11 protein-coding genes and 4 pseudogenes are annotated in these 10,016 nt (G+C 59.7%); 11 read left to right on the forward strand and 4 right to left on the reverse strand.

Annotation, left to right across the window (positions count from 1 at the left end; genetic code table 11):
- Nucleotides 1-24 precede the first annotated feature (24 nt).
- Nucleotides 25-630 carry a TetR/AcrR family transcriptional regulator gene (locus tag C441_RS04060; protein WP_007273926.1) on the forward strand — a complete coding sequence of 202 codons (606 nt, stop codon included), beginning with the start codon at nucleotides 25-27 and terminating at the stop codon, nucleotides 628-630.
- An 8-nt stretch (nucleotides 631-638) separates the two neighbouring features.
- On the opposite strand, the gene C441_RS04065 is transcribed toward C441_RS04060, so the two are convergent.
- Complete coding sequence (locus C441_RS04065) at nucleotides 639-1,730, reverse strand: saccharopine dehydrogenase family protein (RefSeq protein ID WP_161618811.1); 1,092 nt, start codon at nucleotides 1,728-1,730, stop codon at nucleotides 639-641.
- Between the two features lie 235 nt (nucleotides 1,731-1,965).
- On the opposite strand from C441_RS04065, the gene C441_RS04070 reads away from it, so the two are divergent.
- Nucleotides 1,966-2,364: a DUF2178 domain-containing protein gene (locus C441_RS04070; protein ID WP_007273928.1), complete on the forward strand. Its 399-nt coding sequence runs from the start codon at nucleotides 1,966-1,968 to the stop codon at nucleotides 2,362-2,364.
- On the forward strand, nucleotides 2,361-2,552 hold the full coding sequence (locus tag C441_RS04075; protein WP_007273929.1) for a helix-turn-helix transcriptional regulator: 192 nt from the start codon (nucleotides 2,361-2,363) through the stop codon (nucleotides 2,550-2,552). The genes C441_RS04070 and C441_RS04075 overlap by 4 nt, the downstream gene beginning before the upstream one ends.
- Nucleotides 2,553-2,810: 258 nt before the next feature.
- Here C441_RS04075 and C441_RS04080 read toward each other — a convergent pair whose 3' ends face one another.
- Both C441_RS04080 and C441_RS04085 read right to left on the reverse strand, forming a co-directional pair.
- Nucleotides 2,811-3,923 carry a hypothetical protein gene (locus tag C441_RS04080; RefSeq protein ID WP_007273930.1) on the reverse strand — a complete coding sequence of 371 codons (1,113 nt, stop codon included), beginning with the start codon at nucleotides 3,921-3,923 and terminating at the stop codon, nucleotides 2,811-2,813.
- An 87-nt stretch (nucleotides 3,924-4,010) separates the two neighbouring features.
- The gene (locus C441_RS04085; RefSeq protein ID WP_007273931.1) at nucleotides 4,011-5,060 is read right to left on the reverse strand and encodes a hypothetical protein; all 1,050 of its coding nucleotides are present in this window, start codon (nucleotides 5,058-5,060) and stop codon (nucleotides 4,011-4,013) included.
- Between the two features lie 335 nt (nucleotides 5,061-5,395).
- Between C441_RS04085 and C441_RS04090 the strand changes: the two genes are divergently transcribed.
- On the forward strand, nucleotides 5,396-5,800 hold the full coding sequence (locus C441_RS04090; protein ID WP_007273932.1) for a hypothetical protein: 405 nt from the start codon (nucleotides 5,396-5,398) through the stop codon (nucleotides 5,798-5,800).
- A gap of 122 nt (nucleotides 5,801-5,922) precedes the next feature.
- Nucleotides 5,923-6,768 carry a hypothetical protein gene (locus tag C441_RS04095; protein ID WP_007273933.1) on the forward strand — a complete coding sequence of 282 codons (846 nt, stop codon included), beginning with the start codon at nucleotides 5,923-5,925 and terminating at the stop codon, nucleotides 6,766-6,768.
- 43 nt (nucleotides 6,769-6,811) lie between these two features.
- Here C441_RS04095 and C441_RS18910 read toward each other — a convergent pair whose 3' ends face one another.
- Entirely contained in the window at nucleotides 6,812-7,261 is a 450-nt protein-coding gene (locus C441_RS18910; RefSeq protein ID WP_007273934.1) for a DUF5518 domain-containing protein, read from the reverse strand.
- Between the two features lie 209 nt (nucleotides 7,262-7,470).
- Here C441_RS18910 and C441_RS20620 point away from each other — a divergent pair.
- From C441_RS20620 to C441_RS20730, 6 genes and pseudogenes are all read left to right on the forward strand, one after another.
- A pseudogene (locus C441_RS20620) lies at nucleotides 7,471-7,686 on the forward strand (hypothetical protein); the annotation flags it as partial.
- Between the two features lie 14 nt (nucleotides 7,687-7,700).
- On the forward strand, nucleotides 7,701-7,895 hold the full coding sequence (locus C441_RS20225) for a hypothetical protein (RefSeq protein ID WP_083874878.1): 195 nt from the start codon (nucleotides 7,701-7,703) through the stop codon (nucleotides 7,893-7,895).
- Between the two features lie 72 nt (nucleotides 7,896-7,967).
- A pseudogene (locus C441_RS20230) lies at nucleotides 7,968-8,650 on the forward strand (DUF6166 domain-containing protein).
- 195 nt (nucleotides 8,651-8,845) lie between these two features.
- A pseudogene (locus tag C441_RS19465) lies at nucleotides 8,846-8,995 on the forward strand (IS6 family transposase); the annotation flags it as partial.
- A pseudogene (locus C441_RS20235) lies at nucleotides 8,956-9,423 on the forward strand (site-specific integrase); the annotation flags it as partial. The pseudogenes C441_RS19465 and C441_RS20235, both read left to right, overlap by 40 nt.
- Nucleotides 9,424-9,815: 392 nt before the next feature.
- Nucleotides 9,816-10,016 (forward strand): hypothetical protein (locus C441_RS20730; RefSeq protein ID WP_007273936.1); only part of this gene is annotated, 201 nt, incomplete at its 3' end.

The following is a 10,016-nucleotide window of genomic DNA, read 5'->3' on the forward strand; positions in this document are numbered from 1 at the left end:
CGTTCCTGATTCGTGGAATGAGATATGAAGGGGTTCACCGACGACCAACGCGAGCGCATCCAGGAAGACCTGCTTGACGCCGGGCGTACACTGTTCGCGCAGTATGGGCTTGGCAAGACGACTATCGCCGACCTGACCGGCGAGGTCGGCATCGGGACGAGTACGTTCTACCAGTTTTACGACTCGAAGGAGGCGCTCTATCTCGCCGTCCTCGACGCGGAGGGTGAGGCTATCGCCCGCCGACTGACCGAGGAAGGCGTGACAGAGGGCGACGACCCGGAGACCGTCGTCCGAGAGTTTCTGCGCTTCCTGTTCGACGAGATTGAGACAAACCCGCTGGTCCGCCAGCTCATCGTCTCCGACGAACTCGACCGGCTACGCGAGTACCGGACGCCCGAGGAACGCGAGATCGAGCGAGCCGAGGAGGTGGCAGCCATTCGGGCGTTCACAGACCCGTTCGTGGAGGCCGGCGCGGTCCACGGTGATGACCCCGAACTCGTCGCGCGTGCCGTCGGCGCGGTGCCGTACCTTACCCTCCACGAAGAGGATATCGGGGTGGACCACTACCCCGAGGTCAGGGATTTCGTCATCGACACGTTCGCGCGGGGGCTGGCAGTGAGCGAAGAGTAGGGGAGTATTCAGTCGAGGGTTCTCGACTCCTCGCCGACGCGAAAGCCATAATTGCGGAGCGTCCGCTTGACTGTGGACGCGTCGAACAGTTCGTGCCCGTGAGCGACACCTGTCGGGTACTCTGTATCGAGAAGCGCCGCGGTGAATGCGGCCGCAACGAGCGCCGTTGCCCGTCCCTGGTCGTGGCCGCGGACCCACCTGCGAATGGTGCTCTGACGGCCCTCGTTGGTTCCGGATACAGCCGCCACCACGACGAACGGGTCGCCACCGAGCGGCGAGCGGTCGGCCGCCGTCACCAGTCCATCGACCACACGATTACGGCCGAACCGCTCGACGAGCGTTCCGGTCACCCCCGTCCGAGCGCCGGCGACGAGGAGCGCTGTCGCCAGCCGCGAGTCGTAGCAGAGCCACGTTCCTACCGAGGGGAACCCGGTCGTCCGAGCGAGCGCGTGCTGGTCCGCGAGATCGTAGCGGTAGAGCCGTCGTCGGCCGTGGCCGGGGAGTGTCACCGTCCACGGCTCCGAGAGCGCGGCCACGAGACGGTCGGTGCCGTTCTCGCGGATCGCGAACCTCCCGTACGAGCGGTCGACCGCCCACTCGTACGTGTCCCGTCCCACGTCCTCCCCGACACCGAGGAGGACACCCAGTCTGACACGCTCGACGTCGTCCAGACGGTTGGCGGCGTCCACTGCGAGGAGGTTCGTCACACCCGGTGAGAGCCCGACGCTCAGGACGGCCGTCGCGTCCCCCTCGCGGGCCACCTCGTCGAGTCCCTCCACCGCGCGATGGAATTCGTCGGACGGCGAGAGGTCGACATAGTCGACGCCGCGTTCGAGCGCTGCTCTGGCGAAGGCCGTGTCATCCGTCGTCACACAGACGACGACACAGTCCGCACTCTCAAGCGCCGGGCCGAACGTTGAGGGGGCGTTGAGATCCACCGTTCCCGGAACGACACCGTCGTGATCGGCGGCGAACGCAGCTGCCCGGTCGGGTGAGCGACCTGCGGTGACTACACGATAGCCGCCACGGTCAGCGAGCGTCCGACAGACGGTACGGCCGACGACGCCGTAGCCACCGACGACGAGGACTTCGTAGGTCAACGAACCACCCGTGGAAGGTGACGTGTGCCGAGGGCGAACGTCTTGTGAGGGTCCATAGCCGAGAGCGCGTGAGGAGAAGGTATAAAACGTTGGAAACAAATTGTTCTCGTGTTCTCAACGTAAGATGATGGGCAGGTCCCGCCGAGGCCGTCGGGAGACAACCGGTAGATTCAATAGAAGATGTAAAGTATACTTTACTGTAAAGCAAGCTTTACATTCGATCGAAACATCCATCATGTCCCCGAATACCAGCACCGAACGCACGTATCGACTCCTGTATATCGGCCTCTGGGCGCTTTCCGGCGTCGCCCTCGCAGGCGGCATCGTCGCGGGCTACGAACTCGTCGGCGTCAGCGCGTTCGTCGTGCTGGCGCTCGCAGCGCTGCTCACCTTCCGCCGCTACGACGGGCCGTTGTTCGACGAGCGCGACGCCCGCCAACAAGGTGCCGCGAGCAAGCGTACCCTCGGTGTGATGGGCGTCGTCTCGGCACTCGTCTTCCCTGGTATGACCGCGCTGTGGGCGCTCGGCGTCGTCGAGTGGCCGCTCTGGCTCACCCCTATCGCATTCTTCGTCGCCGTGCTCGCGTTCGTCCACGTCGGCAGCACGATGTACGAGTCCGCGCGCGCCGCATGAACAACGCCGTCCGTGAACGGCGTGAGGAACGCGGCCTTACACAGGGAGAACTCGCTGCGCACGTGGGCGTCACCCGCCAAAGTATCAACGCCATAGAACGTGGCCGGTACGATCCGAGCCTCGAACTAGCGCTGAAACTCGCGGGAGAGTTCGACTGCGCCGTCGAAGACCTGTTCTGGCTCGAGTAGCCGGTGTTAGTAGAAACCGCGATTCCCTTTCCAGCCATCTCATGAGTTCTGGTGTTGGACAATTGATTCAGGAACTCCCAGCCACCAGCTACGGCCACCGTCTGAGTGGACAGATTCAGGGACAGGACGCAGATGTCACGACATCGTGTTACCGCGCAATTTTCTACACCGATCGCGACGACGAGTAACCGATACGTGCGTTCTATTCAGCACGGCCCAAACATCAACAACGGTGAATTTCGACAGAGCCACCCGTGTTCAGGTGTCAGTCCTGCGATCAAGGCGGTTGATTCGGTCCCCGAGCGCGACGTTCACCGAGAGTGGGTTTGGGACACGCCGTCGTGTTGGCGTCATCGCGTGGGTCTCGGCGTATCTATCGAGTGCCTCGGCGACAGTGGTTGCGCCGACCTGCTCGGCTGCATACTCGTCGGCTAACCTGACCCCTCTACGGGAGAGCCAGAATCCGACCAGAAGTGCCCCGAGCGATACGCCGAGGATGGGCCATCTCGGGCCGACACCGGTTACCGACGCGACAAGCGCAACTCCGGCAGCGATTGCGGTACTCATACGAATCTCTAACACGTGCGAGTTCAGACGACCTGCCTCTATCGCTAACAGTGCTGTCGCCGTTTCGTCGTCAAAGGCGTCCAGGAACGTGCTCGTGATGAATAGTCGTCGATACCCCGGTGGCCCACGAACGAGGGTGCTGGCCGTCTCCTCGTCGTCGGTATCGAGAACAAGCGCATCCCGAACCTCGAGACCAGCACGGGTACGGAGGGTAGCGATTCGGTCAGCCACCTCGTCGGTCGCGTCGATCGTCGAGCGAAGGACCGGAACGATCCACGGAGAGGCGTACAGGAAGACAACACCCATGATTGCGAGGCTGATCACGAGCACGAGCGGTGATGCGCCTGACGGCACGAGCTGGAGCGGTGCAATTACCACCGCCACGACGACGCTCAGTCCGAGGACGTAGCGGGCCATCTTGACGAGGGCGTGGCCCGTCGACAGTTCGATGTCGCGTACCTCTCGAACACCAGGTATCGTGGGTGCGTAGCTCGCAAGCCAAACGAGTCCCGCAGCCGAGAACTCGACGATGTTTGTGAGGATACTGCCGAGAACACTCGGGAGGCCCGGAAGGTTCGCCACAAGAGCAGGCCCAAATCCGAGGAGCGCGAGAACGCCGTATGCGAGTAGCGTTATCGGGAAGAGCACGACGGCGTACAATAGACGGAACTTCCCGACAGGGTTCGATAGTCGACTCACGACGGCGTTTCCGATCGTCCCGATGATCGTGCCGAGGAGGACGAAGTCGAGGAGGGCGGCGACCGCGGGGCCAGGTTGTGGCGGAGCGGTCTGGAGGGCGACCATACCCGTACCCTCTTGAGAAAATGGCAAAATCGTGTCGAAGTGTGGAGAGCCAAGATCAGTTCGCACTGGATGGCTCGTGACGACTGCTCAGCTGTCCCCACTGATCCCGTGTGAATGTGAACATCCGAATACGATCCCATAGAGAAGTGGTATCCCTCCCGTGATCAGTCCCACAAGTACTGCGATACCGCCGAGAACTCCTCCGATAACCCCGAGGGTGAGTACACCAGCCCCAACTGCAAGACCCGTCACGAGCCCCGTGAATCCGATCAGGACAGCCCAGCGCCTCTGATAGACGAGGACCCCGGCGACCACTCCAGAGGCAACCACGAGCGCACTCACTGGACTGGTGACGAACCGGGACGTGGAGCCGCTCTCGAACAGGAGCGTTCCGAGCAATGCGACGGGGACGGCGAGCGCCGTCACGACGAGCGCACGACGTACCGTCAGGAACCGGTCTTCTAGCGGGTTCCGATGGTGATAGGCAAGCAGTCCGAGCGCGACAGCGACGTACCCACGGCCGACTGGCGTGAAGACGTATCCGAGGAACCCACCGAGGAGCTTCGACGCGATCGCGGTGTCACTCTCCGGCGCCACGGCGTAGTACGTTCCCCCACGACGATAGATTCCCCGCTCGACGTTCCATCCAGTCGTTGAGCCCGATTCGATCACGGACCGGACCTGGGAGGATGCAGTGTTATATGATGACGAGATGTTCGAAAGGACCGTCTCTGCAGTGGCTGGAGACATCTGCACGCGAACGAAGGTGGTCTCCTCGTTCGCAGTTAAGTTCCAGTGATAGTACACTCCGTCGTAGATGACGTATGTCGCCTCCGTATCGTCGAGCAATATATAGAGTTCTGGTGGAACGTTCCCCTGAAAGGAGCCATTCATGGCTGCCCGATCGATTGGCCGGCGGACGGCCGCCGATTTCCCGCGAAGACGCTCGTCGAGATCGACAACATGTCGAGAGGCGTCGGCGACCTGACTGGGATTCTCCTCTGGATGGACGGCGGTTGCGGTGTAGGTCACTTGCATATCCGTCAACGCTGCGTGGAACGCGAAGCTACAGACGACTCCCACGAGGAGAAGTCCGAAAATCGCGAGAGTACGGATGGATGGCCTGGAGGGCGGCATCGACTCGAACAATTTTAATCGGGAGACTTAAAAACGTCCCAAATAACTGCTGCCTCACAGCCAGCATCGGACGTCAGTCCGTTCTATACAAAGACCGGAGGTGTTGGTATCGTACTCTCTCCGTTTCAACCGTATCCAAACGCCATCACGGCGGAACGGCCGACCGTTGCCCAACGAGGAGAGATTGGTACTCCAGGCGACGGTGGCGTCTAGATCGGTCAAGACGGGCGGCGTCAACACTAGTGGGTGTCTCAGTGTATTGAAATCGTGACGAGACAACCACGAAAGATCCGTCCAACAGAACTATTTTTGTCTCTCTACGGGTTGTGCCAGGTATGAAGCAGTCTCAGTTCCTCTACCTCGGGATTCTTGATCTAGTCCTCATTTCAGGTCTCGCAGCCGTCTTCGGTCTTGCTGTCCTGGGCACGAGTCCGATCGTTCTTATAGGAATCGCTGGTCTCGGTGCAATCCTCGCTGGAACCATTTCAGAACTGTCACTGGGCCCGATTACACTTTCGTGGCGCTACCTCGTTGGCCTGTCGTACGTGACGTTCGCACTCATGTGGCCAGCCATCTACGCACCGGATATCGTCGCAGGAACCGCTTCCAGGCAGGATCTCTTTCTGTTCGTGGTGACGACGATCGGAGCCTTCTCACTGGCGTTTTACGGTATCGACATCGCGAGAGGCGGTCACCATTTCTTCGTCCAACAGAACGTCGAGCGAGTTATCGGGTTGTAACGTCGTTCCGGTCGTTGCATCACTTGAGTCCGAGAACGAGTCCGGTCTCAGTCGACCATTCGATTCGAGCAACGGACAATTGCGGGGCAATACAGAAACGGAAGGCGAGAGCAAGCGTACGTATGTCCTCCAGACATCATCTCCTGAGTAGTCTCCTCGTAGGGGCGCTTCATGCGGGCTGTCTCCTCCTCGTCGCCCTCGAACTCGGATACTCGGTCGGCCCGTCGAACTACTCGATTGTCGGACTAAGCTGGCGCTACGGTGGTCTCGTCGTCGTCGCCGCAGTTCCGGTCTGGCTCGCGCTCCGATACCGCCTCGTCGCCCCACTGGTCGCCCTCGCAGTGACGACGGGCTACGTCCTCGGGATGGAACTGACGCCACCCGGCCCGACCTTCCGAGACGTCGCCGAACTCGAGCGACTGGCCGAACCGACTGGGATCATCATCGTCGAGAACGGCCTGTACATCGTTCGCTACATGGTCAACGCGTCGGTCTGGACCATCGGCTTCCTCTTTGTTGGGTTGCTCGAGTATGCCATCAGAACACGCTGGGAACGGCTCCCGGATGTGTCCAGGCCGATTTCATGGCTATCGATTCCTGCTCCCGAGCGACGAGCGGTGGGTATCGCCGCAATCGGGGGGCTCCTTCACGCCGCAGTGATGGTGTGGTTCGCGTATCGGCTCGGAGTGACGATCTCCGGCGGGGTCGAGGTGCTGCTGTACCTGTACGGGGCAGTCGGGATGTGGCTACTCGCCGCGGTTCCGCTGTACCTGCTCGTTCGTCATCGATTGTTCGCACCAGCGACCCTGCTGACCGTGTTCGTCCTGAGAGACGTTCAGGCGGAGTTTGCGGCCAATCCGGATGATCCTCATGCGTTCTATTTCGGTGCGTGGTTCATCTTCCTTGGACTCGTCCTCATCGTAGGTGGTATCGAGTACGGATTCCGCCGGATCGGTGACTATCGTTGAACGAGGAGGTCAGGGAAAGCGAGGATTTCGTTCGTGTCCGATCTCAACTATTGGCAACGGGAGTCGATCCGTCAGGCTGTCTGCCGGCCAACCAGCCCCCAATTCGAGCGCCGACTTCACCGATGAGCGCAGCGATTCCGAATCCGAGAATTGCAACCCCGATAGTGAACCCGACTGTGAGAACGGTCGCGCTCGACACAAACCAGGCTGGGCCGTCCAATCCAGACGTGGCCACAAGAATGTCGGAAACGACCCAGAGCACTGGAAGTCCGCCAAGTAGCCCGACCCGGGTTCCGGTCCCGCTGCTCTCAGCGCCCGCTCGCGTGGCCAGATAGCCGGCGAGAATACCCCCGAACAACACTGCTCCAAGTGACAATTCGGCTCCTGTTTGCCAGTAACTGAGAGTGGTGAACGGGAGAGCGGCCAATCCACCGATGAGGGCATACTTCCATTGTGTCGATTCGTGCTGGGGAGGGGGACCATTTTCAGACATCGCGTCTCGATTACAGATTGAGTCAAGCGATATATGAAAATGTCGGTAGAGTGACCTCCCAGGAGTTCATTCGTGTAATAGTGGAACGGCCAGAGGAACAGGAAGAAGCACCGTGGTCTGACGTGGAAGGGGCTACTCCTCAAAGGTGAGAAGCGTGTCCTAGAACAGACCCCAGACTGAGTGTCATCGGTTGATTGTATAGTTCTGTGATCGCTGGATCCCCGCCTGAAAGCACGGAATGCGCTTGGTTATATGTCCTCCTCGCACTCGACCCAGGAGATTCCATCTCCGGCGTCACGCGGAAGATCGACGAGAACCGGGAGACGATTCGGCGCGTCGTGAATCGCCTCGAAGAGGCGGGATACGTCGTGTACGATGATGGCCTCCAGCTCGTCGATCAGACAATCCGAGACGGTGGTCTCGAGCATCAGATCCATCTATCAGATCAAGTGGTCTCACACCGGAACAGCGACTCGAACCGCCAAACTCCCGACTCATCAACGCGGGGATCGTGACGATTCACGATATGGAGACACTGCGAGCGTGTGTCGCCTACGAGAACGCAAATCAACAGCGTGTTCGGATTCTTCGCCAGCTCAAGCAGCAGGCCGACGAAATCCGTTCAAAAGACTGAATCACTGCTCGTGGAGGTTGTTTTTCACCCCTAAGGAGGGGTGCGGGGTATTCGACGACCCGCGTTCGACACATGAAGACGAATTCTACCGACGATCCCAGAACAGACGTACAGACTGCGAGCGACCCCAGCCCGATGAACAGAGACCACGTCGAGTATGTGGGGATGCGCGTCGACGACAGACCGGTCGTACTCAATCTCACGGAACACGAGCGACTCGTCCCCGACCGAAGCCTCGATCTCGTACGACAGCGCCTGTCTGGATTCGAATGGGGCGACACTGGCAGCGGTTCGGCACAGCTCGCCTGTGGACTCCTCCTCGATTACTACGACGACGAAGCCGTCGCCTACAAGCACTACATCCAGTTCCGCGATGACGTGGTGAGCCAGTTGGAGTGCAGTGGACCAGCCAATTACTGGCATCTCACCGGCGATGACATCGAAGCCGCACTCGCGGGCGTCACCAAGCACGAAGCGCTCACGCCGGATGGTGGAACGCCAACCCCGTCACTTCCAGTAAACTGGAGTGCCGTGAATCGGTCAGAACGGACAGTCTTCCAGCGGCGAGACATCACTACGTCGTCCTCGGTGACGGGACCGAGGAGTGGCTGCTCCTGCTCTGTGCGCAGGGCGATCGTGCGTATCCCGCCCCGCTCGACAAGCGAACCGTTCCGATTGAGGAGGATCCTGCTCCCGCCGTGCGGGAACTCGTTGCCGAAAGCAACGACCTCGTCGAGCCGGAGGAGGATGCGTGAGTCTCGGCGGGGCGCGACGATTCATGACCAGCGATTACCCTCGAAATCAGCGATGATGGGGGCATGGTCGCTGTATTCCTTACCGTCGTGGTCGTAGTAACATCGATTCACCTCGAAGGATTCTGAGGCGAAGATATGATCGGCACTGTCTAGTTAGGCCAGTTTGAGAAGCGAGCAGTTCGTAGATCTAGTGCTTTGCTTGACCTAGAACTGCTCACAGAGCCGTTGGAAACGGCGAATTATGAATGTTGGCAGCGAGAGCGGACGGCGAACGCCCTGACGGGCGTCGCCGTCCAGTTCCACGCGACCAGGTGGTCTTGGATGCAGAGGACCCGCATCTGTCGTTCGGTGACGGAGAGCGGAAGAACGGTCCTGGTGAAGTGACGTTGTTGTATGGTGTTGGCGTCGTAGCTAGTCGGATTGATGCACTCTCTGACCGTGGGAGCTGGAACAGGTATTTGTTCCCCTCTCGGTCGTCGTCTACGGGACACGTGTCTGTGAGTACGGTTCGTCGTCGATTCAAGCAACTGGCTGACCGTGCTGGAGTGGTTGTTGATGGGGAGACTCCAACTCCGAAGATGGGCCGGCGGTTCTGGTACTCGGCGTATCAGGGGGCTGTTGCTGAGGTTCTAGAGGGACTGGAGGGAGTTGCTGAAGACCAGGGGAGTTCGTCGACGGAGGTTGTGCTTCGGAACTATCTGTCGAGAGAGCAAGAGCGGAAGGCCCGGCAAAGGAAGATGGCGGGAAGATTATCTGAAGCGTTTCATCAATAAATCCACGAGAGTAGTCAACCTGTGTATTCGAGTTTTTCAGGCCATTACCTCACTAAATCCGTGGTATACCCAACTCGAGCGGGGATAAACCTGGACAGAGTGTACATCCTTGATATTAGGTAGATGAAATAAATCCATGGACTCCTCACAGCCGTTCAGATTGGCACATATAGAACCACGGCGGTGTGGTCAGCGGCGATTTCGAACCAACTGTTGTGGACTTCTACTGGACAAGATAATGGGGCCTCGATTCGCCCGGCCACAGCGGTTTCAATCCCGTTCTGGGTTCTATTGCCCTGCGACCTGGTCCACTCGGAGCAATGCAAATTGATATATCTGTTTCAATCCCGTTCTGGGTTTCTATTGCCCTGCGACCCCGTCGACGGGTGCGGATGACTCGGACGAGAGCGGTTTCAATCCCGTTCTGGGTTTCTATTGCCCTGCGACCCGTTCTCGCCCGCGCCCGCATAGACGACGAGGCGGTGTTTCAATCCCGTTCTGGGTTTCTATTGCCCTGCGACGACATCGACGACGAGACGGTAACGCTTCGGGACGTGGTTTCAATCCCGTTCTGGGTTTCTATTGCCCTGCGA

This window comes from Haloferax sulfurifontis ATCC BAA-897, from assembly GCF_000337835.1.
GTDB lineage: Archaea > Halobacteriota > Halobacteria > Halobacteriales > Haloferacaceae > Haloferax > Haloferax denitrificans.

Excerpts from the sequence above, each read along its gene's own strand:
- C441_RS04090 (WP_007273932.1), top strand. The coding sequence starts at position 5,396 with ATGAAGCAGTCTCAGTTCCTCTACCTCGGGATTCTTGATCTAGTCCTC.
- C441_RS04095 (WP_007273933.1), top strand. The coding sequence starts at position 5,923 with ATGTCCTCCAGACATCATCTCCTGAGTAGTCTCCTCGTAGGGGCGCTT.
- C441_RS04085 (WP_007273931.1), bottom strand. The coding sequence starts at position 5,060 with ATGCCGCCCTCCAGGCCATCCATCCGTACTCTCGCGATTTTCGGACTT.
- C441_RS04075 (WP_007273929.1), top strand. The coding sequence starts at position 2,361 with ATGAACAACGCCGTCCGTGAACGGCGTGAGGAACGCGGCCTTACACAG.
- C441_RS04060 (WP_007273926.1), top strand. The coding sequence starts at position 25 with ATGAAGGGGTTCACCGACGACCAACGCGAGCGCATCCAGGAAGACCTG.
- C441_RS04070 (WP_007273928.1), top strand. The coding sequence starts at position 1,966 with ATGTCCCCGAATACCAGCACCGAACGCACGTATCGACTCCTGTATATC.
- C441_RS04080 (WP_007273930.1), bottom strand. The coding sequence starts at position 3,923 with ATGGTCGCCCTCCAGACCGCTCCGCCACAACCTGGCCCCGCGGTCGCC.
- C441_RS18910 (WP_007273934.1), bottom strand. The coding sequence starts at position 7,261 with ATGTCTGAAAATGGTCCCCCTCCCCAGCACGAATCGACACAATGGAAG.